The organism is Leptospira alexanderi serovar Manhao 3 str. L 60, from assembly GCF_000243815.2.
Taxonomy (GTDB): Bacteria; Spirochaetota; Leptospiria; order Leptospirales; family Leptospiraceae; genus Leptospira; species Leptospira alexanderi.
Window position 1 is genome coordinate 15,001 of sequence record NZ_AHMT02000061.1, and the last position, 25,000, is coordinate 40,000.

At 37.7% G+C, this 25,000-nt stretch carries 17 protein-coding genes and 4 pseudogenes (2 of these 21 running past the window's edge); 13 read left to right on the forward strand and 8 right to left on the reverse strand.

What is annotated here, in order from left to right:
* The 5 genes from flgK to LEP1GSC062_RS19610 all read left to right on the forward strand — a co-directional run.
* A protein-coding gene (flgK, locus tag LEP1GSC062_RS19590) for a flagellar hook-associated protein FlgK (RefSeq protein ID WP_010577468.1) crosses the window boundary here: on the forward strand, positions 1–803 show its 3' portion. The gene continues 1,108 nt to the left of window position 1, outside the view; only the last 803 of its 1,911 coding nucleotides appear in the window; its start codon lies beyond the left edge, outside the window; the stop codon is at positions 801–803.
* A 39-nt stretch (positions 804–842) separates the two neighbouring features.
* A complete protein-coding gene (locus tag LEP1GSC062_RS19595; protein ID WP_020985276.1) occupies positions 843–2,108 on the forward strand; it encodes a flagellar hook-associated protein 3 in 1,266 nt (421 codons plus the stop codon).
* Between the two features lie 110 nt (positions 2,109–2,218).
* Positions 2,219–2,671 (forward strand): flagellar assembly protein FliW, encoded by a 453-nt coding sequence (gene fliW, locus LEP1GSC062_RS19600; RefSeq protein ID WP_004507760.1) that lies wholly within the window; start codon positions 2,219–2,221, stop codon positions 2,669–2,671.
* On the forward strand, positions 2,672–2,926 hold the full coding sequence (gene csrA / locus LEP1GSC062_RS19605; protein WP_010577470.1) for a carbon storage regulator CsrA: 255 nt from the start codon (positions 2,672–2,674) through the stop codon (positions 2,924–2,926).
* A gap of 679 nt (positions 2,927–3,605) precedes the next feature.
* Complete coding sequence (locus tag LEP1GSC062_RS19610) at positions 3,606–4,400, forward strand: LA_1326/LA_4305 family lipoprotein (RefSeq protein WP_020985294.1); 795 nt, start codon at positions 3,606–3,608, stop codon at positions 4,398–4,400.
* A 287-nt stretch (positions 4,401–4,687) separates the two neighbouring features.
* On the opposite strand, the gene LEP1GSC062_RS19615 is transcribed toward LEP1GSC062_RS19610, so the two are convergent.
* Complete coding sequence (locus LEP1GSC062_RS19615; protein WP_020985249.1) at positions 4,688–6,499, reverse strand: monovalent cation:proton antiporter-2 (CPA2) family protein; 1,812 nt, start codon at positions 6,497–6,499, stop codon at positions 4,688–4,690.
* Between the two features lie 22 nt (positions 6,500–6,521).
* Positions 6,522–7,300 (reverse strand): annotated as a pseudogene (locus tag LEP1GSC062_RS19620) (type 1 glutamine amidotransferase domain-containing protein).
* Between the two features lie 281 nt (positions 7,301–7,581).
* Between LEP1GSC062_RS19620 and LEP1GSC062_RS19625 the strand changes: the two are divergent.
* A complete protein-coding gene (locus LEP1GSC062_RS19625) occupies positions 7,582–8,067 on the forward strand; it encodes a glutathione peroxidase (RefSeq protein ID WP_039942813.1) in 486 nt (161 codons plus the stop codon).
* A 38-nt stretch (positions 8,068–8,105) separates the two neighbouring features.
* Entirely contained in the window at positions 8,106–8,546 is a 441-nt protein-coding gene (locus LEP1GSC062_RS19630) for a MarR family winged helix-turn-helix transcriptional regulator (protein ID WP_010577475.1), read from the forward strand.
* Between the two features lie 109 nt (positions 8,547–8,655).
* Here LEP1GSC062_RS19630 and LEP1GSC062_RS19635 read toward each other — a convergent pair.
* The 3 genes and pseudogenes from LEP1GSC062_RS19635 to LEP1GSC062_RS19640 form a co-directional block, all read right to left on the reverse strand.
* Positions 8,656–9,069: pseudogene (locus tag LEP1GSC062_RS19635) on the reverse strand (transposase); the annotation flags it as partial.
* Between the two features lie 104 nt (positions 9,070–9,173).
* Positions 9,174–9,290, reverse strand: a pseudogene (locus tag LEP1GSC062_RS22645) (IS5/IS1182 family transposase); the annotation flags it as partial.
* A gap of 129 nt (positions 9,291–9,419) precedes the next feature.
* Positions 9,420–10,388, reverse strand: a complete 969-nt coding sequence (locus LEP1GSC062_RS19640; RefSeq protein ID WP_010577477.1) for an NAD-dependent epimerase/dehydratase family protein — start codon at positions 10,386–10,388, stop codon at positions 9,420–9,422.
* 79 nt (positions 10,389–10,467) lie between these two features.
* Between LEP1GSC062_RS19640 and LEP1GSC062_RS19645 the strand changes: the two genes are divergently transcribed.
* Entirely contained in the window at positions 10,468–10,887 is a 420-nt protein-coding gene (locus LEP1GSC062_RS19645) for an LIC13410 family lipoprotein (RefSeq protein WP_010577478.1), read from the forward strand.
* A gap of 10 nt (positions 10,888–10,897) precedes the next feature.
* Here LEP1GSC062_RS19645 and LEP1GSC062_RS19650 read toward each other — a convergent pair whose 3' ends face one another.
* On the reverse strand, positions 10,898–11,689 hold the full coding sequence (locus LEP1GSC062_RS19650; protein WP_020985316.1) for an LIC13411 family adhesin: 792 nt from the start codon (positions 11,687–11,689) through the stop codon (positions 10,898–10,900).
* 106 nt (positions 11,690–11,795) lie between these two features.
* On the opposite strand from LEP1GSC062_RS19650, the gene LEP1GSC062_RS19655 reads away from it, so the two are divergent.
* Positions 11,796–14,219: a 1-acyl-sn-glycerol-3-phosphate acyltransferase gene (locus LEP1GSC062_RS19655; protein WP_020985310.1), complete on the forward strand. Its 2,424-nt coding sequence runs from the start codon at positions 11,796–11,798 to the stop codon at positions 14,217–14,219.
* On the opposite strand, the gene purT is transcribed toward LEP1GSC062_RS19655, so the two are convergent.
* Together purT and LEP1GSC062_RS19670 are read right to left on the reverse strand one after the other, a co-directional pair.
* Positions 14,216–15,379 carry a formate-dependent phosphoribosylglycinamide formyltransferase gene (gene purT, locus LEP1GSC062_RS19660; protein WP_020985285.1) on the reverse strand — a complete coding sequence of 388 codons (1,164 nt, stop codon included), beginning with the start codon at positions 15,377–15,379 and terminating at the stop codon, positions 14,216–14,218. The genes LEP1GSC062_RS19655 and purT overlap by 4 nt on opposite strands.
* An 833-nt stretch (positions 15,380–16,212) precedes the next feature.
* The gene (locus LEP1GSC062_RS19670) at positions 16,213–17,841 is read right to left on the reverse strand and encodes a helix-turn-helix domain-containing protein (protein WP_039942845.1); all 1,629 of its coding nucleotides are present in this window, start codon (positions 17,839–17,841) and stop codon (positions 16,213–16,215) included.
* A gap of 1,061 nt (positions 17,842–18,902) precedes the next feature.
* On the opposite strand from LEP1GSC062_RS19670, the pseudogene LEP1GSC062_RS19690 reads away from it, so the two are divergent.
* The 4 genes and pseudogenes from LEP1GSC062_RS19690 to LEP1GSC062_RS19705 form a co-directional block, all read left to right on the forward strand.
* A pseudogene (locus tag LEP1GSC062_RS19690) lies at positions 18,903–20,049 on the forward strand (IS110 family RNA-guided transposase).
* A gap of 656 nt (positions 20,050–20,705) precedes the next feature.
* The gene (locus LEP1GSC062_RS19695) at positions 20,706–21,674 is read left to right on the forward strand and encodes a sodium-dependent bicarbonate transport family permease (RefSeq protein WP_010577483.1); all 969 of its coding nucleotides are present in this window, start codon (positions 20,706–20,708) and stop codon (positions 21,672–21,674) included.
* A 405-nt stretch (positions 21,675–22,079) separates the two neighbouring features.
* Positions 22,080–24,023, forward strand: coding sequence for an alginate export family protein (locus LEP1GSC062_RS19700; RefSeq protein WP_039942817.1), 1,944 nt, complete (start codon positions 22,080–22,082; stop codon positions 24,021–24,023).
* 22 nt (positions 24,024–24,045) lie between these two features.
* On the forward strand, positions 24,046–25,000 hold the 5' portion of the coding sequence (locus LEP1GSC062_RS19705; RefSeq protein ID WP_039942819.1) for a proton-conducting transporter transmembrane domain-containing protein. The gene runs 767 nt beyond the window's last position; the window shows 955 of its 1,722 coding nt (coding positions 1–955); its start codon is at positions 24,046–24,048; the stop codon falls past the right edge of the window.

Sequence of the window (25,000 nt, forward strand, 5' to 3'; positions counted from 1 at the left end):
CGATCGGAATCAACGGAACGATCAGTTTCAATCAATCGGATGTTAAAGAAGCTCCTGTATTGATTCCTTATTCTTCCAATGATACGTTAAACGGAATCATTAAGAGGATCAACGCCTCCCGTTCCGGAGTTGTGGCTTATATGAATCACGACAACCAGTTGGCTTTGAAGGCGACGGTTGCGGACGATCATCCCAATAAAAATTTTATACTCAGACATTTGGAAGATTCGGGAGACCTTCTTGTGGGAATGACCGGTATTCTAATGGCGTCCGGTTCTTCCGGTGCTTACGATTATAAACGTCTCGGAGAAATCAACAAGCTGCAAGCACGTTCCGAAGATATCACTCTAACTCCTCACTTTCATCCGTCTTCTCATTTTAGAATCGCGGATTCAATTGCGAATAACGTTGCAAACATCGCGGCGGCTCGAGGTAAGGACGTGGGCGGAACCGGAGATTATAATTCTCCCGGCGGTCATAAGGACGGAAGAAACGCTTTGATGGTCGCATCCGCTTTGAGAAATAGTCCGGTTATGGTTGATTACTCTAAAACGACCGATGATTTCTACAATACTCTCATCTCAAAATTGGGAACGGAAGCGAGAGAAGCAAAACAAGAATTTGGAATTCAAAACGATCTCATGACAGAACTTGAAAATATGAGACAGTCGGTCATGGGGGTTAACTTGGACGAAGAAATGGCCAATATGGTCCAGTTCCAGCATTCTTACAATGCGTCCGCAAAGATGATCAACACTATGAACGAAATTCTGGATACGATCATCAATCGATTGGGCGTTTAATCTCGCGATAATATAAGCGGGTAAGGAGAGAATTTTATGATGCGCATAACGAACATGATGCAGAACAACAGTCTGATTCATAATTTGAACAGACATCAACTCAACATGGACGAAACTCAAAACCAACTTTCCACAGGACAAAGAATTCGTCTTCCTTCGGACGAACCTGGTCGCGCTACAAATCAGATGTTTTTTCGTTCTAGACTGAATGAACTCGAAACGTTTCAAAGAAATATCGACGACGGAAATTCTCGCCTTCAGCAAATCGATGGAGAATTAGATCGTATCGGCTCCTTGTTTCAAAGAGCAAGAGTGTTGGCGGTTCAAGCTTCAAACGGTATCTATCAAGGTGATAAAGGTTTTGAACTCGAGGTTGCGATCGGAAAAGAGATCGATGAAATATTAAGAGCTTTGGTAGACATTGCGAACACGAGAGATGCGACCGGTCGTCCCTTATTCGGTGGTCATGTGATTGAAAGACCTCCGTTCGAGCCGATAGAATCCAAGATCAAAGGCCTTCAAGGAATCGAATTAAAAAACCAATATATCGGCATCGAGTATCGAGGTGATATTGGAGAACAACTGAGAGAGATTGAAAAGGGAGAATACATTCCCGTAACGATACCGGGCAACAAAGTTTTCTGGGGAACGAACATGAGTATCACGAGTAAGGTGGATAACTCCGGTTACGTTACTTCTTCGGATCAAAAATTTAAAATCGACGGAATTGAAATTCACGTTTCGGCTGGAGATACGATTGATGATATTATCGACAAGATCAATAACTCTCCTTTGGAAGTGAAAGCAAACAAGCTCGCTCAGGATAACATCAGTTTGAGTTCAACGGCCCCGCATCAAATTTGGATGGAGGACATAGAAGGAGGAACGATATTAAGGGATATCGGTCTTGTAGATTCCGCAACTTCCGAGCCTCCGAACAATTATTCAAAATCTGCCACTGTAACCGGCCTTTCCGTGTTCGATGTAATGATTCAATTCAGAAACGATCTCATTCAGAAGGATCAGGAAAGAATTTCTGGACGTGATCTTCAGGATTTGGATTTGGCGATGGAAAATATTCTTCGTTATCGTGCGGTCGTAGGTGCGAGAATGAATCGAATGGAAGAACACGCTCAAAGAGTTGACTTTGATAAATCTTACATGACGGAACTTCTTTCCAAAAACGAAGGGATCGATTTTCCAGAAACCATTATGAATATGAAGTGGTTGGAAACCGTACATCAGTATGCTCTTAACGTCGGATCAAAAATTATTAAACCGACATTGATGGATTTTCTGAGATAATCAAAAATGAGTAAGAACCTTATGACTTTGATTCTGTTCTTAAAGTTAATTTGGTTCTGATGGTCCGCCGTAAAATGTTCAGAAGAGAAATTCGAAGGTAAAAATTTAGAATGGGAATCGAGATTCAAACAAAACCGTTTGGAAAAATGCAAATATCGGAAAAACAAATTTTATCTTTTCCGGAAGGTTTGCTCGGATTTGAAGATTATAAAAAATTCGCACTCATAGAAGAGGAAGAGGAATCCGTTTTTAAGTGGCTTCAATCTGTAGAAGAAGTGGATCTCGCATTCGTGGTCATTCCACCTTCCCTTTTTAAAAAGGAATATAAACCTTTGATTCCGGAACAGGAACTGCAGGGGATAGGGATTGCCGAGATTGAAGATGGTCTGATGTTGGTAATCGTAACGGTTCCAGGAGAGGATCCGTCTTTGATGACCGCGAATATGCAGGGTCCGATTTTAATTAATAAAGAAACTCTTTTAGGAAAACAATTTATTTCAAGGAACGAATCTCATTCTGTTCGGGAAAAAATTCTTGCGTCTGCCGCAGTGGAGATGGATTAAGTGCTGGTCTTAGCAAGACGAACGAACGAATCGATCATGATCGGTGATGACATAGAAATCGTCATTGTGGATATAAAAGGCGATCAAGTGAAAATTGGAGTTAAAGCTCCGAGAAACGTTTCGGTACATAGGGCTGAAGTTTATAAAGATATTCAGGAAGAAAATAAAAAGGCGGCAGAAACAAAGATTAAGCCGGAAGATCTTGGTAAAATTGGAGACATTCTAAAAAAGAAAGATTCCGGAAAAAAAGGCTGACGGTACTTTAAGAATTTATAAACAATTAATAACCTTGCATGAATTAGATGCTTACTTTCAATCTGCGATCGTCGTCACTTTGATTTCTATATCCATTACAATTTGTCGTTTCAATGGTTCGCTGAATCTTCATACTGATGGCTCAATTTTTCTCTCAGTTGTTTGAACTTTTGTTTTTTATCCATTTCAATCGAAGACAAGGTATTTTAGGAATCAGATATGAGATTGTTGGAAGCGAATCAATGTCAACAGTCAATTTCTTCCTAAGCGGAGTGTTCTCCCATTGTAGTTTTGGGACAAACTTTGGCAAAAGGTTTCAGGAATTGTAAGAGTTCCTATTCCGAACTAGATTGTGGCTTATTATATGAAGTGAACTTCAACCACTTTTAGGTTGTTTTGGAGAAGTTGTTGGAATTCCTCACTTGAAAATAACAGATTGTTCTATCGCTTTTGATTTGAATAGAATTTGAGCAAAAGTAGTTTGTGGGAACTACAATTGGTAATTGCATCGATTTATACCGGAATCAATTTATAAGAGAAAGGATCGGAATAGCTTGAATTTAGAATAGATTACTTTCATTTTTTGAGGAATCCGCAAGTTAACGATTCCACTCATAAATTGTTCCCACAGGTTAAGTCCCATCTTGGGAAATGATCGTAGGTGAAAAGGGAGTTTGTTATGAATCAAGTCATAGTTCTATTTTTTATTATTCTTTCATTTTCTTGTTTTGCAGGAATCCGTAAAGAGCTAAATTATTTCTCCGATTCGATCGCATTCTATTCTTTCGAAAACGGCCCCGAACTTCCTTCATGGTTGGATCGTAGCGCTACCTATCTTCAAAATGAAGAAAAAAATAATTTTAAAAATCTGATCGCAGATGCTTTGTATCAGATGAGAAACAAAAATGATTCTCTGATCAACGATTCTGCATTCAGGATTTTTTCAAAAGAATTGAGTAAGGAAATCGCTGAGCGTTCTTATGAAAAATTTGAACATTCTCCGTATCATACCTATCAACTTTGGATATTAAAAAAAGAGGATACGATCAATCCCGGGCGTAGAATTCGAAGGACGGTGTTTTTACTTTATCCAAAAGTCGATTCGATTCATTTCATCTTTTTTGAATTGAATCAGTTCATAGATTTTCAAACACCTTATACGTTTCAAGATTGGTCTAATTATTCCCTATCAGAATCGAATATCAAACCTTCTCTGGAAGTTTATATTCCGGATTCTGCAATCGGGGCTTTATCTTATTATAAGGATTTTCAAGGAGAATCCGAAAAATTTCACATCGTTTTTCAAACTCATTTTTCTACTTTGGAAGACGCCGGGGTAGAAAAATCGCGAAAAGAAAAAGATTCAAAAGATATTGAGAAAAGACTCATAGAGTTGAAAAACTTGTTCGATAAGAAATTAATTTCCGAAGAGGAATTTAAAAAGAAACGGGAAGAGATTCTGAAATCACTTTAATATTTTTGAATTTGGAAAAAGTTTCAAAAAATCGGAGCGGCTTTGTAAAAAGCCACTCCGCAGAGAATAGTGAAGAGAATTGGATTTTCCCACCTTGAACTTATGAAGTTTAAGATGAAAAAGCTTCCTATAATGAACATATCTGTTGGACTGGATCTAAAATACAGAGAAAAATAAATTATACTGTTATATTTTCATCAGTTTTTATAAAACCCAGATTGAAATAATTTATTGACTAATTTGAATGCGATGGAATGCCTTTCTATAGAATGAGGAGACTGTACTCTTTATAAAGAAGACAAATTTTGATCTGATATTTTTCCTTCTTTTTCTTGGCGGTCGGCTTCAAAGGCAACCTCCAATTGGCGCATTGAGTTCTTTGAAAATTTAATAAATTCTTTTTCGTCGTCTCGAATTTGAAACTGCCCTCTCAAGGTTAATTCGTCATGAGCTCTGAATTTTTTAACTTTTTTTTCTACCTCAGAATCTATAAAACCTAATTTCCTCAGAGTTTCTCCCGCTAATTCAAGTGCGGAAGCGAAAGTATCTCTGCGAATGATTTGAATTCCGAGTTCCATCAATTTAAAAACGTGTTCTCGATTTCGTGCTCTTGCGATAATCGTCAAATTCGGAAAATGTTTTTTAACTAGTTCAGCTACTTTTATGGAGGCATCTATATCCTGAATTGCTAATATAAATAGATCGGCTTGTTCGGCGCCTGCTGATCTTAAAAGACTCAACTTACTCGCGTCTCCGTAATAGATCTTATAACCAAATTTTCTTGCGACGTTGACTTGATCCGGATTGTGTTCTAATGCGGTAAAACCGATTCTGTGAACGAAAAGCATCCTTGCAATAATTTGTCCGAATCGTCCGAATCCTGCCACGATAATTCGATTCTGTTCTTCGATCGTATCTTCTTTGAAATTTTGATCTTTTTTGAAAATCAATTCCACTATTTTATCTTTGAGGATTTCAAGGATCGGAGTTAAGCCCATGGAGAGAGTAACGACCGCAATGACTAAATCGGCTCTTTCCTTCGGAAGAATGGATAAGGATACGCCCACTCCTAAGATTACGAATGCGAATTCTCCGCCTTGGGCGATTGTCACAGAGAGATTTAAGGAAACCTCGTTGGAATGTTTGGAAATTTTTCCTATAAAAAAAAGCACTGTCGCTTTAACGAGGATTAAAATGAATGCAGAGAAAAGCACAAGAATCGGATCTTTCAAAACTTCACTAAGATTGATTGACATTCCCACGGCTAAAAAGAATAACCCGAGAAAAAGACCTTTGAATGGTTCTAAATTTGATTCCAATTCGTGCCTGTATTCCGAGTCCGCAAGGATCACTCCACCTAAAAAAGATCCAAGCGCCATCGATAATCCCACCCGATCCATAAGTAATGAAACTCCGATTACAATCAGTAAGGATAATGCTGTGAAAATTTCGTGATTCCCGCTGGAAGCGACCAGTTTGAACAAAGGTCTCGCTAAAAATCTTCCTGCCAAGATAACCGTAAGAATCGTTCCGGTTGCAACGGCAATTTGTTTTATACTTCCTTGAGATTCCGGATCGGCGGCTGATTCTGCTAAAAAAGGAAGTGTCGCCATAATCGGAATTACGGCAAGGTCTTGAAACAGAAGAATTGCAAAAGCGCTTCTTCCGTGTATAGTTTTAAGTTCGTTTTTCTCTCCCAATAACTGAAGAGCAAATGCAGTAGAAGATAATGAAATACTAATGCTGATTACGATTACTTGGGATTTTTCCATGCCTAGAAAAGAAAGGATCGCGAAGAAGAAGAAAAATGTAAGAATTACCTGAAGACCGCCCAAGCCGAAAACGGGTTTTCTCAAAATCCAAAGTATTTGAGGTTTTAACTCCAAACCTATCAAAAATAAAAGTAAAATAACTCCGAATTCGGAAAGATGAAGAATACTATCCACATTAGTTATCAATCCGATTCCCCAAGGGCCGATAATAATTCCGCCGATAAGATAACCTACGACGGAACCTAATCCGATTTTTTTGAAGAATGGAACGGAAATGACTGCTGCCGAAAGAAATACGATGAGGGTCACGAGTAAATTATCTTGCATTCTTTATCCTCAAATATTTAAATTACGAACTTTTTCTCTCGCGATCTGGAAATAATTTCATAAAAGAAATTATGAAAGAGTGAGCGTCTCCCGGCCATCGTGAAGAAACGTAATTTCCATCTGTAATTGCATGACCTCTCTTCAGTCTCTTATGATTGTCTCTGAAAATCGGTTTTGGACCGAAGTGAAAATCTTCTGGGTCCCTTAAGGCCGATTTTACTTCTTCTTCTACGGTTTGGGGATAAGTTCGATAGTAATCTCCCAGCCACAGTCTCGTAAGATTCCAAGCTGCCATCTCTTGCGATTTCAAAAGCGCTGTTGTTTTTTTCCATAAAGGATGGATCGATCCGTTCCAGGTAGTTTACTTCGAGCCGCTAAAACGACTCCATGACAAATCGCTCCCAAAGGTTTACCGGTTGCAAAAAACGAACCTACGAATTCTTGCAGCTCCTTTGATTCCAAGTATTCTTTCATTCCGGGGGCGTGTCCGCCGGGAAGAATTAGTCCTTCAAAGTTTTCGGGTTTTAAGTCTTTATAAGAAAGGGGGTTTTGAAAATGAGAGTCGGAGATCATTTCATCGTAGGCTGTTCTCGCTTTTTTATGAGCAATTAAAAAGGGCTTCCAAATTCCGAGGCCTTTGCCGGTGAGCATTCTAAAATCCGCCGATGCTGGTTTACCGTTAGGGGTCGCAAAGAATACTTCATAGCCGTTTTCCTTTAAAATTTCCCAAGGAATCGAGCTTTCGGATGGATCAAAGTCAGCGGAGGGCAGGGGAATGAGGATCTTATACTTAGGGATCATAGGATTGATTTTAACTTTTCTCTAAAAAAATCAACACCTTAAGGATTTTCATTTCTAATTCTCAATTTGTTCAAAAATTATAGAATTGATTTAAACTCAATTCTACGCTTTATTCTTGAACTCGACGTCGTCTTAATCGTATTAAGACTGAATCTTTCGATTTTAGATTTTCGGTACTGAAAAATCGGAGTTTTGGGATAAGCTGTAAAAATTTTCTTGACTAAAATAAGAAATTTATATTTTGTAAAATTAAATTGTGCACAATCTAAATAGAGGCTAAAATGACCCAAACATTATACGATTTAACAGCTACTTTGAATAGTGGTAAAGAGCAAAGATTGGAAGATTATAAGGGAAAAGTTCTCTTGATCGTAAATACTGCGAGTGAATGTGCTTTTACTCCTCAATACGCAGGTCTACAAAGTTTGTATGGTAAATACAAAACGGAAGGATTGGAAATTCTCGGATTTCCTTGCGATCAGTTCAAACATCAGGAACCGGGTTCGGATGAGACGATCAAGAATTTCTGCCAAAAAAACTATGGAGTTGAATTTCCGATTTTTAAAAAAATCGATGTAAACGGAGATAATGCTCATCCGGTGTTTCGGTTTTTGAGAAAGAAAGCCTCTGGATTTTTCGGAAACTCGATCAAATGGAATTTTACGAAATTCTTGGTAGATAAGCAAGGAAACGTAATTAAACGTTATTCTCCGATTACCACACCGGAAAAGATCGAAAAAGTTATCCAAGACCTTTTAAAAAAATAAAAACTGAACTCATTTCATGAAAATGAAACAGGTTTTTTATGAGTACGAAAGATCTTTTTTTAGAAAATCAAATTTGTTTCCCTCTTTATGCTTGTTCTAGAGCGCTAACCTCGCTTTATCGCCCTATGTTAGACCAATTGGGCTTAACGTATCCTCAATATCTCGTTCTTTTGGTATTATGGAAAGGAGATGGATGCAGTGTAAAAGAAATTGGGAGAAAATTGTATTTGGATTCTGGAACTTTGACCCCTTTACTGAAACGTCTGGAGGATTCCGAACTTGTTGTTAGAAAGCGTTCCGAAGAAGATGAACGTTCGGTGCGGATTTTTCTTTCCTCAAAAGGAAAGAAATTGAAAGAAAAAGCGGTTAGTGTTCCGATCAAACTTCTTGAAATCTTAGAAGTTGATAAAAAAAGTCTTATCGATTTAAAGAATGGTTTGGATCGATTGTTACTTATCCTTTCTGAAAAAACCGAATAAATCTTTTGTCCAAAATGTTTTCGAATTTATTGAATCATAAATGGAATTTTCGATGCGGAAAATTTTAAAAACGTTTCAGAGCTATTGCTAAAATTTCACTTTTAGTTTAATAAAATTTATCTAATGAAGCAATGCGACTTCAAAACCTTGTAATTCCGCAATATTCTAAATTTTACTAAATTAGGAAATAATAATTTAGAATCATGAGTTTCAGCAGAAGCGATTACAAAGGCTACAGGTGCTCCACGCCTATCGACGAGAATATGCCTTTTAATGCCTCTTTTGCCGCGATCCGTCGGGTTTCACCCAGGCCCCCTTTTGGAGTCTTCGCGAAGCTCCCGTCTGCTGCCATTCTTTTCGTTCTAATTTTAACAGAACGCTCATAAAGTTTTAAGGCTTCCTTCTCAATTTTATCAAATACTCCTGCCGCTACCCATTCCTGAAATCTTCTATGTAACGTTGATTTTGATCCGAACATCGGAGGGATATATCTCCACTGAACTCCCGTTCGAACTCTGTAAAATAGAGTTGTTGAAAAATTAATCCTCTGTCCGTTTCTGCTTCATTAAAATGGGCATTTGAAGCGGTTTTGTTAAACTGAATCATGGAATTTTTCAACAACTCTAATATTGCCGCCATTGCCAACCTATCATCCAGTCGGTTCGTTTTAATCTTTGGTAATAAGGGATGAAGACATTTCCGTATCTTTTCGGGGATATCTAAATGACCTAATTCTGTTTTCATTAGTCAGTTTTATTTCTTTAACCTATCAGTACAACCAGGTTTGGGACACGCTTTAAATTTCATTAAAAAACACTTTACTTTTTTATTAAGTATTCAGATCGGTTCGATAATCTTGTTTTATGGATGGATTTAAATCGTGTTGTTTAGAACACTTTGGATCCCTTCTTCGAAATCCATTTTAAATTGAAAATCTAATTCTTTTTGAATACGGTCCGAGATTACGATCGAAGACTCTTGAATATATTCTAAGTTGACTTTCTTTTTAAAAACATTAGCCAATAAACTGTTGGCTAAGTTAAATAGAAATAGAATTAAACCCTTAAATTTTAATCTAAAAAAAAACTTTCCGGGTTTCAATTTTAAAAAAAGAATTTCTATGTCTTTTGAAGATAATGCCCTCGGGTATGCGACATTGAATATTTTGCCGGATGCTTTATTCCATTTTTTTAATATAATCAAAATAGTTGCGACAACATCGGAAGAATGAACCATAGATTTTTTAAAGTTTGGATTTCCAGAATAGAGAAGAATTCCATATTGAAATAGTTTTAAAAGTTTGTTCAGAAAGCTTTTACTAGTGGGTCCGTAAACGGATGCGATTCTGAGGATTACAAAAGGATTTTTGGATTTTCGCACAAGAGATTCACATTCTATTTTTGAAATCGCGTAAAAAGTATTTCCATTTAGCACCGAAGTTTCGGTAACGGGTTGATTTGAAAAACCGTAGACGGAGGAAGAACTTGAAAATAAAATTTTGGTCGTTCGATTTTTGGAAGCGAATCGAAGAATCTTCTGGGTCGAAAGTTCGTTTCCTCTTTTGTATTCTTCCAAAGAAGACGCTTGGCCGCTTACCTTTCCCGCAAGATGAATGATAAATTCCGGTTTTTCGTTGATGGAAAATTCCGGATCGTTTTCAAGATCAACCTCGTAAAAAACAAAATTGGAATGAAATCGAATCGAATCGGGAAAGGAAGAAAGATTTCTTCCGATACAAACTACTCTGTAATTTTTAACTAGCTCTGGAAGAAGTATCAGACCCAAAGAACCGCTGCCGCCGGTTACTAGGACGGTTTTTATAAAGTTCCCTTTATCATTCATGGAACCATTTTGATTTTTTGATAAGGATAAAGAAGAATTTTTTGAATTCCAATTTTATTTTTGCTCTCGAAGGTTAAAAATGGAAGTCGTACTTTGTGGATTGGAATTTAGACTTAGGAGCATTACGGTGAAAAAAATACTTTCAACGTTTTCGATTTTAGTTTTTATCTTGATTCTTTTCTTTTGCAGTTCTGAAAATAAAAAGCAACCTCCGAGACAAGAGTTTCAGCCTAATTCCGATATTAGAATGTTCGAAGTAGGGATGATAAAGGAAGGAGACAAACGGATTAAAGCAGAAGCCGTTTTGGGAACTCCATCGGTGGAACTGAATACGCAAGACGGCGCGATTCTAGAATGGTATTTGGTTTCTACTGATTATCAAAAGAATTCTTATAAGACTTTGGCCGAGAAGCCCGAAACGATATCGGAAGATACAAAGTTTATCAGACTTACGATTGATAAGAAGGGTGTGATCAAAAAGATGGAATATAAACTCTAATAAAAAAAGTTTAATCTGCAGTATCGTCTTCTAATAAATCCAGTCCCGCGAGCCCGACTAGAAAGTCGAAAAGTTCTGCGGGATTAAATCCGATTCTAAGTCCCACATAAATACCCAAATAAACTTCGATCTGATAAAGAAAACTTTTCGGATAGCCGTCTTTTCTTTTATTAAAAGCTTGTAATGCGTTTTGTACCGCGGGATCATTCCGATCGAAATTTTGTCCTTCTATGAATCTTTTGTAGAATTCTTCCTTTTTTCTTTTTCGTCTTTCCGCTGTGGGAATATTATAAAACGAAAGATAACGGAGTTTTTGACTTTTGATATTGTATCTTTCATTTAAGAACTCGGGGACCAGATCGCCTGGTGTTTTCGAATTCTCCAAGCTTTTAAATTCTTCTGCAGTTTCCGAAGAAATTGTTTCGGATGTTTCTTCCGTTTCGAACGTTTGCGTTTCTGCTTCCAAAGGGAAAAAAGTATCACTTCCCAAAATTCCGAAGATCAATTGTTGAGATCGGTATAAACCGAAATAACCGCTCCGAAGTCCGTAGCCTTTTCCTAAGTCTCTTTTACCTGGAGTGGATTCTCCGCCTTGAAAAACGAAACCCGCCGCTAAAGGGCCAATTCTAAGGCCTGCCCCATAACCTGGAGTTTCCACCCCCAAGGTAAAGATATCTTTCAGATCGTTTTTTCTGTTTTGAAAATATGTGGCACAATTTATAGAGCTAATAAGAAGGTAACTTAAGAATAGGAAAAAAAGAAAGAATCCGTTGTATTTTTTTGTGGCACTCGATAAAGTCACAAGCCCACTCTCTTGCGATTTGTCGGTTAGGCAACCCGGAAAAAGAAAACGAAAGATCCGTTTTCTGATTGTTTCCCGAATTCTTAGCGTCTCAATAGCAATCAGAATGGAAGAAATAAAATCATCCGCAATTATATCTGCTAATATCGCAGTTTTGGGAGGCGGACCGATGGGGATCTATCTCTCCGCGTATCTTTCTCCTAAGGCAGAAGAAATTTTTCTTTGGTACGATGATCGGAAAAAAGCCGCAAAAATCGAAAAAGAAAGAATCGCCACAGTTCTTGAAGATTCAATCGCACTTCCTGAGAACGTTCGTGTCAAAAGCGAATTCGACTTTTTAAAAAGTGGCTCTTGGATCCTTGTGATCGCGGTGCCTTCGAGATTGATGGAAGGAATTTTAGACGAATTGATCAAAATTCTGGATAAAAATTCCTCTCACTATGTCTTTGCTTTTACGAAAGGACTTTTATCTATCTCCACAAGAAAAAAAACAAATTGCATTACATATTCTGAATATATCTATAAACTTTCCGTTACGGGAGAATTAAAAAATGTGGAATACACCGCGGTTAACGGCCCGAATATTTTGGGAGAATTAAAACGGGGTCATCACAGTTTTTATTGTTTGGCTTCTTCTGGAACTCAATCGATCGAAATTTTTGAAACGTTATTCGGCGATTCTCGTAGCCATACCAAAACATACGAAGATCTGATGGGTTTAGAGATATTCGGAGTGATGAAAAATCCGATCGCGATCGCTTGCGGAATCGCTTCGGGAATTCCAGAGTGCGGAAGTAATTTTGAAGGAGAACTGATCAGTCTAGGTTATTCGGAAATTATCGCTCTTTTGGAAACGCTTGGAATTCCCACCAAACCCGTGCAGGAATACGGTCTTGCAGATTTGATTGCTTCTTGCACTTCCCGTTATAGTCGAAATAAGGCATACGGTCATCGATTTGTACATAAATTGATTTCCGGAGAAGATCGGCCTAATCTGATCGAGAGAATCGAATTGTTTTTTAATCCTGCCGAATTCATTCAAAAAGAAGTCAGTCAAAGCGAAAGTCACGTAGAGGGAGCTTTTGCGCTTGCTTCGATCATTTCTTTAGCGGAGGAAAAGAACGTCGATATTCCACTCTATAGTATTCTTTTTCAAATACTTACCAGAAGGGTTTCTCCGACGGAATTGATTCGTTTCGTTTCCAAGTCTACTTCCGACGAGGTTCGTCACATTTCTAAAACCACGACAAAACGCTCCGGTTTGGGAATGGCTTCCGGTAAAAAGTTTCAGGAAGCATTGAGTAAAAATGTATTAAGACATATCAACAGCCAACCGGGAATGACGGATCGTATCGTTAAACAATCCTCGCTTCTTGTGAAGTCATTGGAAAAAAGATATAAAGAAGCGGAAGAATCCAAGGATATTACGGATCTTTTGCAAATTCCAAAAGAGATACAGCTCTGGAACGAGGTAGAAAATAAGTTTCAGAAAACGGGAAATAAGGATCTAACAAGAATATTAGATTTTTATGTTTCTGAAATTGCGGATGATTACAAGCCGTTCTTACGTGATACACTCATAAATCTGATCATACCGATTCGTTACATTTTAAACGGTTTTAAATCGGGAACTGGATTGCCTAAGATTGGCGGTTGTGTCAAGGAAGTGAAAGCTTTAGCTTCGAGATACGATATTCTTTATACGCCGACTCACAGATCCCATTTGGATTCGATAGAAGTTGCTTTCGGTTTAAAATGGCTCGGACTTCCAGTACCGCGATACGCCGCAGATAAAAAGGTAATGGCTACCCCTGGGCTTGCTAACGTATTGAAGTCTCTCGGTGCTTACATGGTGGATAGAAAAAGAAATCGGAATATTCTATATTTGGAATGTTTAACTCAATATTCTACGATGATGTTAGAGGCTGGAATTCCAACCTTGGTGTATCCGGAAGGAACCCGTTCTCGAACGGGAGGGATTCTTCCGATTAAAACCGGAATTTTATCCACTTCCGTAGAGGCCTATAAACATACTGGTTCTGAAGTTATCGTAGTTCCGATTGTGTTATCTTATGAAAACGTTCCGGAGGATGAAGAGTTTTGTGGAAAAGATAAAAAATCCGGCTTTAAAGATTTTTTCTATAAAAGAAAGGAAGTTTACATGGATCTTTGCGAACCGATTCCAGTTTCAAGATATATACGCGAAGAAGATCCGGTGGGGATGATCGGATTTGAAATTACACAAGGTTGGAGAAAATATAGGAGAATTTTACCGAATCAACTCGTAGCACGTTTGATCGTGGAAACGGGAACGGAAGTAAAGATGGGCGAGTTGAGGAATTTGATTAAGGAAACGATTCTGACTAAAAAAGGAAACTATCTCATTCGAGACTCCGACGAAATTTTAAAACAAGGGCTTAAGATATTAAAACAAAAAAAGATAGTTTTTTTGGAGAATGAAAACGTAAAGGTATTGGATCATAATTTGATCCAATATTATGCAAATATGTGTACGGACGAATCGTCTTAATCGACTTTAATTTTAGAAGCTAAAAGAATCGCACGTTTGCGAAGAGAGGAAGTCCCTTCTCCTTTTGCGGAGTAGGAAAGGGCGACTCCCATCCTACGGTAAGGTCTTGTAATCGGTTTTCCAAAAATTCTGAAATCTGATTCGGGCATTTCTGATGCGATATCTAATCCTTTTATTTCCGGAATTTTACCGTCCGTACTAGCAAGAATTACAGCGCTTGCGCCTTTTCTTTCTTGAGTGATTTCGGAAATCGGAATTCCTAAAATCGCACGAATGTGAAGTTCAAACTCGTTAAAGTTTTGTGTTCCGGCTAACGTAACCATACCAGTATCATGTGGCCTTGGAGAAAGTTCCGAAAAATAGACTTGATCTTCGGTTAAAAAAAATTCCACGCCCCAAATACCGAAACCTGTTAGTTCTTTTGTTACCGCTCCCGCCATTCTTTGCGCTTCTTTCAATTGAACTTCGGAAGTTTCTGCCGGTTGCCAACTTTCCTGATAATCCCCTCTTTCCTGTCTATGGCCGATCGGTGGACAGAAAAGCGTTTTGCCATTTTTCTGCGTAACCGTTAGAAGTGTGATCTCCGATTTGAAAGAAATGAATTCTTCCACGATGATTTCCGTAGTACTTGTACGGCCTTTAGTTTGAGAAGTTTCCCATGCCTTGGAAATATCTTTCGGGGATTTGATAACTGACTGTCCTTTTCCGGAAGAAGACATGAGAGGTTTGACTACACAAGGAAAACCTAATATTTCGGTTGCTTTTATCAGTTCCTCTTCCGAAGAAGCGTATAAATATTTTGCAGTAAGAAGTTTTAAATCTTTTGCCGCCAGATCACGGATTGATTTTCGGTTCATTGTAAAATTAGCGGCTTTAGCGGAGGGAACTATCTGGTAACCTTGTTTTTCATATTCGTAGAAGCGTTCGGTTCTAATTGCCTCGATTTCGGGAACGATCAGATCCGGCTTATATTTTTCTACGACTTGATCCAGAAGGTTGCCGTCTAGCATGTTGATGATTTCTTTTTCGTGAGCAACCTGCATGGCAGGCGCGCCGTCATAAGAATCGACGGCAATTACGTATTGTCCTAGTCTTTGTGCTGCGATGACGAATTCTTTACCGAGTTCCCCGGATCCTAAAAGGAGAATTTTCTTTTTCATAGTCTTATCGGCAGACTGAAAGAAATATTCGAAAGATCAAAAAGAAAATCTTAATTTATTCAAAAATTGCAATCACATCGTAGAATGACGTTCCGAGAGGAAAAAGGTTTTTAAAACAAATTTGAGAAGAAGTTTCACTTTAGGTTTTGTTTCGCTTTGATCTGAAAAAGTTAATAGTTGATGTAATCGATTATTCTTATTACTGATCTCTACATAAAGGAGTACCGCTAATTTTAGCACAAATCCCCCTTTAAACACGGAATTTTGGACACTTTATTATGTAGGGACGAGTAAGACGAATTGTATCATTCGAAGTGTGGAGAATCAATCTCCGATTTGAATGACGATTGCTCCCGGAAGTTTTGTAGCATCCGATTTCACTACGGTTTCAAAAACATTATAGTATTTGTGGAGTTCCTACATTCAAGGTTTTGAGGCAAACTCCAAATTCATTTCCTTACTGTGACGACGTATAAAAATAATATTGAAAATCAAAGGTGAATCCTACACAAATACGGGAACTCTTACAAACCACGTTTTTTCCCGATAATTTATAGATTATTCTGCTACTTTAATTTTATTTTCTAAGAGTCGTTTGGTATGTTTCAAATATTAGAGTTGTTGAAAAATTCCATGATTCAGTTTAACAAAACCGCTTCAAATGCCCATTTCAATGAAGCAGAAACGGACAGAGGATTAATTTTTCAACAACTCTATTATAATTATGATGAACGATGATATCGAACTTTCAAAAAGGATCTTCATTTTTATTTGTTCTTACAAACGAATACTTTATTATCAATTCTATAGATCTTTAAATATATTATAATTTTCTAAATATTTTTACTGAAAGCGGCTTCGCTTTTGAGTTTTTTTCTACGGTAGGCATTCGGATTGGTTCCGGTGAACTTTTTAAATTCCATATAGAACGTGGATTTGGAGCTGAATCCAGCGCGGCCCCCGATTTCCGAAGTTGTTTTTTCTGGATGATCTAAAAGAAGTTTTTTAGCTTCTTCGATCCTATATTGATTGATTAGGGAGGGAAAATTGTTTCCAAATTCTACGTTGACGATTTCTGAAAGTTGATGAAGGCTTAAGCCGAGTTCTTTGGCTATATTTTCTTCTTTTAAAGATTTTTGAAGAAAAACTTTCTTCTTTTCCAAAAGATCCTTAATATTCCGAACGACCTCGCTTACATTTAAGGAACTTGTAATTGATTTTCTAGTTTGTCCGGATTCTTTTTCCTCTATTTCTTGGTTTCTTTTTCGATTGAAAAACTCGTTTAACGAAAAACTTACTAAAATCGAATGAAAAGGAAAAAAGAGTACGACTCCGAACACCGAAAAATAATTAAACGGATAAAAATCAAAATGGAAAATCGTTTTATATGTGTCTAAAACAAGAAATATGGCCCAAGATGTTGTGTAAAGTAATCCGATTGAAGAATTGGAACCGAAGAATTGATAATGAACTCGAATGAAGTAAAAAGAAGAAAGACCGGCAGTCGCGACTAAAAGAAGAATTCTATGATCATACCAAGATTGTAGGAGAGGGATTAGAGAATATAAAATTCCCAATGCTCCTGCAACCCAAAAGAACACTGAGCGATAAACTTTCTTCTGATTTGTCTTGTCGATCGAGAACAGATATAAAAATAAAAACACGTAAGAGATTCCGAGAAATAAGAAATAGCTGTGTCGAAATAGATTGTTTGTGTTTCCAAAAATTTCCGCAAAAGTACGTCCATGAAGAAAGTAGAAAGTGACGATGACTGAAAGTACGTATAGCGGAAAAAAAATGAAAATCGAATTCTTAAATCGGTAATAGCCGAAAAAAGAATAGAGAATTGCAAATCCAATGATACCGGCGATCGAATAAGAAATAATGAATTTAAGCCTTTTATGAAGTTCGAATTCTTCTAAACCCATAATCCGGATTCGATAATTGATGTCCTCGTTTGATAACACAAAAAGATAAAAAATTCTATTTTCGTTCGGCTGCAAATCTATCCTAAAATGTGGTAAGGTTGTGAGAATCCTTTCATCCGTTGTGGGATTAGAATAGCCCGATTTTACGGTGACGAATTTTCCATTTTTATCAAAAAAACAAAGTTGAGTATCGGGAACATTCAACCAGCCGAGTAGAAGAATTCTACTCTGAATTGTAGATTCAGAATTTTGAACGCTGAAGCGTAACCAATTTCCGAAAGAAGTTCTTTTCACTCTGAGGACGTTTGTTGAAATCGAATGCCATTCTAAATCTTCTAGACCATCGATATGATTCGGGGAACAACCTGCAAATTTTTGATCCCTATATCGATATTCGATAAGAGGACTGATATTTTTTGAAGAGATATCTTGATCGAGTAATATTACAGGTTCGGTGTGTGCAAAAATTGAAGAAAAAGAAATAAAAATGCCAAACATCAGAATGAAAGTTTTAAAATTTGGATTCTTATACATTCCGTTCAACGACCTTTAGTATCGTATATGACTAAAACAATAATTATTCTTTTTTGAAAATGTTTTCGAAATAAATTGTTTTTTCTACAAAAGCTTGGATTTTTCTATATTAGAGTTGTTGAAAAATTCCATGATTCAGATTAACAAAACTGCTTCAAACGTCCATTTCAATGAAGCAGAAACGAATAGAGAATTAATTTTTCAACAACTCTATTCTATTAATGGATCAGATTTTTTCGGAAAATCTCATGCGTACCAGTACTTTTTAAAATCTATTCCTAAAAAAGAATTCTCTTGTTTTTTAAATCTAAATTTTTTTATACCGTGTGACAATAATTTCCGGTTTTATATGTTCAACAGTTTCTTGGTGTGAATTTTTTCTTTTCCATTTTTTAGAATAGGGAATTTCGATTCAGAGTTTGCCCCAAAACTTAGGATGTGGAGTTTCTATAGGAATTTAAACAATGAAAAGTGCCATTCGAAAGCCCATAAAATTACCTAAAAAGACCTAGAGTCTGTCAAAACCTGTTTCGCAAGAAAAGATTAGTATGATTCTTGGACGTAAGACAGTTCCGAATGTGATATTCTTGATTCGACGGAGTCAAGAAGGCCGGTGGAGCAACTCAACATCTCACTCCCTGAATTGCGCCCTTAGGAAGCAATTCACAGTATTCAAGTAAAGTTTAATGGAACTCAGCAAATACCTTCCTATCATCACCTTACCCACAAGTTAAGAAGTTTGGGATAATAAGGATCAAAAGCTGATATTTTTCAAGTGTTCCGACAAGAATGAGACTTTTTACTTGCAAGGAGTATGATTTTCTGATAGAGAAAAATTTCCCGAACCTTTCCACCTCCACCCCCACCCAAAAATAAGGGTGGGAACTAAGTTTCACGGGGGATTTTGTCGTAATTCCGACAAATTGATCTTGAGATCCCATTACTTGTGGGTAAGGTGATGCCTTCCTATGGGTCGGTGTTTAGGTCGTTCGATGGGAGTTCTGGTTTATCACCGGGCTTTGTTAAGACCTTCCGCCCTCTGTCATTTTAGGAGAAAAGAAATGAAAAGTCAAGATGGCAAATATGTAGGAATTGATTGTGGAAAGAAAACTTTAGAAGTTGTTCGAATCAATTCGGAGAACTCGTTTGAACGTCGACAATTTAGTACAACGGAAAGCGGTATTAACAGTTTATTAAAATGCTTAACCTTGAATGATATTGTAGGTCTGGGTTTTTCAGCTACGCTGAAAGCTAACACCAACGCTTCGCTGGCTTTTAGCAATCTCGCTCTCCATGGATCGCTCGATTGGCTCTCAATCTTTTAGAATCGCAAAATCAATATTAAACAAAGGGATTCAAGTAATTGTCCTGAATCCCGGAGACTTAGCAACAATCTATCAATCTTTAAAAAAGACCGATAAAGAAGACAGTTTAAAAATAGCCAGGCTCATTCAACGTTTTCCAATAGAAGAGTTACCGGTTGTTCCAATTCCAACTGACGAAGAGGAAGACAATCGAAGACTTTGCACGGAACATGAGAACTGGACAAGACAACTAACGCAAGGCAAAAATCGACTTCATAGTTTATTCACTCAAGCAGGTTTGACTAAAATTACCAAAAAGCATTTGCGAATAAAAGCATCCAGAGAAGCTTCCGTAACTCTACTTCCTGATCGATACAAAAGAGAAGCAGAACGAATCTTAAAAGTTTTAGATTTAGTCGAACTAAATCTAAAACTAATAGAAGAAGAAATTAAAGAGGCTCTGAAAAAAAATCAGAGTTATGTTCAAACGATCATGTCCATGCCTGGGATCGGTATGATTACTTCTTTGGCGATCATGAGTTATATGGGTGATTGTAAACGATTCTCTTCGGCTAAACAAGCCGCTTACTATGTGGGCTTAGTTCCGAGTGTTGATATTTCGGGAGATACGGTTCGATACGGTAGAATTGTTTCCCGTGGTTGTCATGCAATTCGAAGAGTAATTGTTCAAGCGGCCTGGAGTCTGGTTCGATGTCAGCATGGCGGAAAGATAAAAGAATTCTATGATAGGTTATACCTTAAAAAAGGAGCTAAAAAATCGATCATCGCTACTTCACGCAAAATGATCGAAGTTCTTTATTCAATGATTCGAACGGGAGATCTTTTTGATTCTATGCCTGAAGAAGTATGGAATCGAAAATTAGCTCAATATGGTCTTATGTAAAAAAAATAACGGGAGGGCTTGACACAAGAAACATAGGAGGAAGCGAGACGCCTGAGTTTCTAAAAAAATGTACCAACGTTTTAGATGTCAGGACTTTACGTACAATACATACGTTATATTGCATAAAGTCCTAACCTCTATGGTGACTAAACCCTCGCCTAAAACATGAAGAACTCCTGCGTTTTATTACGAACTTACTAAATGATTTACAGTCGATTTATCGTTTTAGAATAGACTTTAGATCCCAAAACAACAATCGATTAGAAAGAGACTTAACAATTGGTAAATATTACCGGACTTATAATTTAATATATGGAAGTTGCAATATTGATAAAAGCCTACTCAAAAATTCTATAATTCAATCCCAAGAAACGGTTTTGTAGTATGATGAATGGATTATTTTATTACCCAAACTGCTATAAAATAGTAAAAACAACTTCGCTTTTAAAGCTTTTGCTGAAAATTTCCGGTCTCAATTTTACGTTTTTTATCTGTCTCTAAAAAATTATAAAAGACCATCAAAAATTTGTAAAAACTCAATTTTTCAAAAAGTGATTGTCCAATTTTATAATCTTGGAAAGTCTATTCTGAAAGGGGTTTAAGAAATAGGTTTTAATCGAAGTCACGATATTCTTAAATCATGGAGTTGGCTTATTATGAACACGCACGCAATTTTAGAAAACGTATTAAACCCACCGGTATTGTTTTTCTTTCTCGGTATGGGTGTGGTTTTTTTCAAATCAGACTTGGTTATCCCCGAATCACTGTCTAAATTCTTTTCTATGTATCTTCTTTTTGCCATTGGCTTTAAGGGGGGGCACGAGTTGTCCAAAACCACATTTACCCAAGAACATTTTTTCACTTTAATTGCTTGTTCGATTATGGCCATTTTGGTTCCGATATACGCATACTTCATTTTGAAAATTAAACTTGATAAACATAATGCCGCCGCTTTGGCCGGTTCTTTCGGGTCTATCAGTGCGGTTACTTTCGTAACTGCGGGCGCGTTCTTACACAATCTCAAAGTTGAATACGGTGGCTTTATCGTTGCGGGAATGGCTTTGATGGAATCTCCTGCGATCGTAATCGCGGTTGTCTTGGACCGTTTGAACAAAAATAAAATGAATGGCGGAAGTAGAATCAATTGGAAAGCATTGTTCCACGAGGCTCTTTTTGGTTCTTCGATTTATCTTCTGGTTGGAGCGTTGATCGTAGGTTATATCACGGGCGATTCTGGTTGGAAAGCCGAGAAGGTATTTGCGGATGATTTATTTAAAGGAATTCTTACATTCTTTCTTTTGGATATGGGAATTTCCGCGGCTCGTAGATTCAGAGAACTCGCTCATGTCGGATTCTTTTTGATTATAACAGCTGTTGTTTTGATGGTCGTAAATGCAACAGTAGGTTTAATTCTTACTAAAGTTATTGGAATGCCTATTGGAGATGCTCTCATGTTCGTTGTTCTTTGCGCTTCCGCTTCTTATATTGCGGTGCCTGCCGCTATGAAAGATATGATTCCCGAAGCGAACCCGAGTATTTATCTTACAGTCGCACTTTCTATCGTATTTCCGATTAACATAATTGTTGGTATTCCGCTTTATTATTACTTCGTGACTTTAACTTAAGGAGAAGAAACGCCCGATATTTTCTCGGCGATTGTTTTTACAATTTGTTTTAAAAACTCGAATTTTCTATTGCAATGAGATTCAAAACTTGTTGTGTTTTGATGCCTTTTTGTGTGCTTAAAAACTCAATGTCACGCTTTTTGAGTTCGTAATTTTTCTTCCTGCCGAGTACGGATAGGAACAAGGTGATTGAGAGTTCGGCCACCATAGATGGGTTTTATTTTAAATATATGATCTGTGTATTGGATAGGTTTCTGGGTTATATTGGGATTGAATTTCATAGTAAGTCATCGAAAGGAAGTTCATATTTGATGCTTGAATTCTTGTGTGGATTCTTTCTTGAAAAGGTTTAGTATAAGATCTTGCGATATTCATTTTCTCAAATAAAAATGAAGAGTTAATCAGATGATTTCGAATCAAAAAAAGCACACTACGAAAATAATGTTTATTTTGTGTTTTCTCTCTTTCTTTTTCGGAAGTGAGATTTTGTTTTCTCAAGCTACTCCAACAAACGCAGGGCCCGTTATTACAACGGAAACGAAACCTACGACAGAGGAAAAATTGGATCATTTTGATTTTGTTTCTCCGATGAAAAAAAACGGAATTAGCGCCGAGTACAATCGACACATGTTTATCGATCCGGATCTCTCTAAGACAGTAAACAAATACTCGAATAAACTTTGGATCAATGATTGGATCAAATTAGGCTTTTATCTGAGACCCAGATACGAATCCAGAAATAATCTCAACTTTGATAAATCCAATCACGCTTATACAGATCGAATCATGCAGACTTCTGCATTTTATTTTCTCATCGATCCAAATCCTTATGTGACTTTTAAAATTACCATTCAAGATACCAGAGTTTGGGGCGGTGTATCTCCTGCAAATGTCGGGGATATTCGTTCGGGATTTTTCAGTAATACTCCGACTCTTAGCTCGGATCCGAATATTCCGGGTAAACCGAACAATTCAATCGCTCCCAACAACACAAGTATTAGAGAAGCCTTCGTAATGATTCAAAAACTTCCTTTGGAAGCTAAAATGCAGGTTGGTCGGCAGATTTGGGCTTATGGTGATCAGAGAATGATCGGCGGAGGAAACTGGACGATCAACGGTTTATCCTACGACGGTGCCCGAATTATGTTCGATTACGAGAATTTCAATTCTCACTTTTTTGCTGCGAGACCTTATTGGACCCAAAGCGGTGTGAACGGGGTTCTTTCTTCCAACGATCCAAAGGTCAATTCCACTCCGGGAAACACGAATACTTCTGCTTCTCAATCGGACACAACTCTTTTCGGTACATACAATACGTTCAAAATCTTGAATGAAGTAGTTTTAGATGTTTATAATATAGATGTGATCAAAAAGTGGATTCCTCAAACGACTCCTGCTTCCACTGCGGACGACGTTCTTGCCATCAATCGTAAAAGGCAAAACGATCAACTTTATACGACCGGTTTCAGGCTCACTAATAGAACCAATAAAAACAATCTTCGAGAAGGAAAAGCTTGGGATTGGACTTTCGAAAGCGCATGGCAGAACGGTTACAACGGTCAAAGAATTCATAAACGATTTTTAGGCTACGACCTCCCAGGTACGATCGAAGGTGTAAACCTTGCCGATACGAGAACCGAAAGGATCAAGTATTCCGGCCATTTTCATGTCGTTCAAAGTGGTTATACCTTTCTGGAAAAGTTCAGGTTGGGATTACAGTACATGTACGCCTCCGGCGATAATAACCGAACGGATGGAAGTTTTTCCACTTTCCAAACTCTCGTGAACCCTCGTTTCGGAGTAATTCCTTATTGGAATAACGTAGCCGGTCTTTCTGAAAATATCGATATGAAAAACTTAAGTTCCTGGAATACGAACTTTACCTACAAAAGCAGCAAGTGGGGAATGTTTCAAATAGCGTATATTATCAACGACAAGGTTCAGAAAAACGATGCTTGGTATGCGATCAACGGAGGTGCGAACTCGATCGCCGGTTCTACACTTTCTTCTCCGGTGGCAACATCGACTAACGCGTCTGGGAGTATTTCTTCCGCGGGTTCGACGGAAAATTATACGGGAAACGCTTTCACACAATCGTACTCTACGGGTAGAAATATTTATAACGAATTGGATCTAACGTGGATATTTCAGGTTAACGATAATGTGTCTATTTGGACAGGTGCGGGGGTTTTGATCGCGGGAAATTCGATTCGAAATTATAGAAATAGTCCCTTATTCTACAATGGAACGACAAACCAGTTTGAATTAAATACTGCGGCGTTGATGAAACAGCATACCTCTGACAAGAACGCAAGCGTATTTTTCTTTCAGATGAACGCCGCGCTTTAGCAAAAGGAGGCTCAAGCAGCCAATGATCATTCTATCTTATTTGATAGTTGTAATGTCTCTTGTTGTACCCTTTTTAGCAGCAAAGGTACTCGGTAAGGATTTTTTTGGGCGGGATACGGCTATATTTATTGGCCTTGCTCTTCAGACGGTGTTGGGAATTATAATCTCCGTTTATGTTCACGGTTATGAGCACCGTAAAAGAACAACCATTCTTTTGGGCTATGCTATATTCTTTCTTAGTACTGGACTGTGCTATTTAGTCGGTAAAACTTTATGGCTGATTCTATTTTGGGAATTATCCACGGTTAGCGCTTTCCTTCTTTATCAAGGAGGCAAATGGACTCCGAATTCCATCAAAAGTTTTATCGCGTTAGTCGTTGCGGGTGGGGTCGGAGCTTTTTGTTTTACGTATTGGATTTATTCTCCTGAAGGTCAGTTTGGAAATATTTTTTTGGTTGCCGGTCTTTTAGTGAAAGCAGCGTTTTTTGGGTTTCACTTTTGGCTTCCGGAAGCTCACTCTGGGTCTCCAGCGCATGCGTCTGCCGCTTACTCGGGAATTTTGGTAAATCTTCCTTTGATCCTTTTTCATCAGCTCGTAGCCCCTTGGCTCGGTAATACTGTTTATATCAAAATTTTGATTCCTTTGGCAGGTTTCGGAGTACTTTGGGCGGGTTTATCTTCTTTATTTTCAAAAGATGCTAAGAAGGCGATTGCTTACAGCACTGTAGAGAATATGAATTTTCTGTTTCTCTGTATTCTTCTTTCCGCGTTGTGGAAAGACAGTGAAGTGGAGAATTTAAAAGTACTCAGCAGATCTTTTTCGTTTCTGTTCATTCTTTCTTTGATCCACCACAGTATCAGTAAGACGTTTCAGTTTCTTTCAATCGGATACCTCACCAAAATATCAGGTTTTTCGAATGTAGATCAAAACACAGGTGTCGGAAGAATTTCCGGACTACCAACTTCGTTGTTGAGTT

Coding starts and splice junctions, on each gene's coding strand:
- LEP1GSC062_RS19595 (WP_020985276.1), top strand. CDS start 843: ATGCGCATAACGAACATGATGCAGAACAACAGTCTGATTCATAATTTG.
- fliW (WP_004507760.1), top strand. CDS start 2,219: ATGGGAATCGAGATTCAAACAAAACCGTTTGGAAAAATGCAAATATCG.
- LEP1GSC062_RS19610 (WP_020985294.1), top strand. CDS start 3,606: ATGAATCAAGTCATAGTTCTATTTTTTATTATTCTTTCATTTTCTTGT.
- LEP1GSC062_RS19615 (WP_020985249.1), bottom strand. CDS start 6,499: ATGCAAGATAATTTACTCGTGACCCTCATCGTATTTCTTTCGGCAGCA.
- LEP1GSC062_RS19625 (WP_039942813.1), top strand. CDS start 7,582: ATGACCCAAACATTATACGATTTAACAGCTACTTTGAATAGTGGTAAA.
- LEP1GSC062_RS19630 (WP_010577475.1), top strand. CDS start 8,106: ATGAGTACGAAAGATCTTTTTTTAGAAAATCAAATTTGTTTCCCTCTT.
- LEP1GSC062_RS19640 (WP_010577477.1), bottom strand. CDS start 10,388: ATGAATGATAAAGGGAACTTTATAAAAACCGTCCTAGTAACCGGCGGC.
- LEP1GSC062_RS19645 (WP_010577478.1), top strand. CDS start 10,468: ATGGAAGTCGTACTTTGTGGATTGGAATTTAGACTTAGGAGCATTACG.
- LEP1GSC062_RS19655 (WP_020985310.1), top strand. CDS start 11,796: ATGGAAGAAATAAAATCATCCGCAATTATATCTGCTAATATCGCAGTT.
- purT (WP_020985285.1), bottom strand. CDS start 15,379: ATGAAAAAGAAAATTCTCCTTTTAGGATCCGGGGAACTCGGTAAAGAA.
- LEP1GSC062_RS19670 (WP_039942845.1), bottom strand. CDS start 17,841: ATGTATAAGAATCCAAATTTTAAAACTTTCATTCTGATGTTTGGCATT.
- LEP1GSC062_RS19695 (WP_010577483.1), top strand. CDS start 20,706: ATGAACACGCACGCAATTTTAGAAAACGTATTAAACCCACCGGTATTG.
- LEP1GSC062_RS19700 (WP_039942817.1), top strand. CDS start 22,080: ATGATTTCGAATCAAAAAAAGCACACTACGAAAATAATGTTTATTTTG.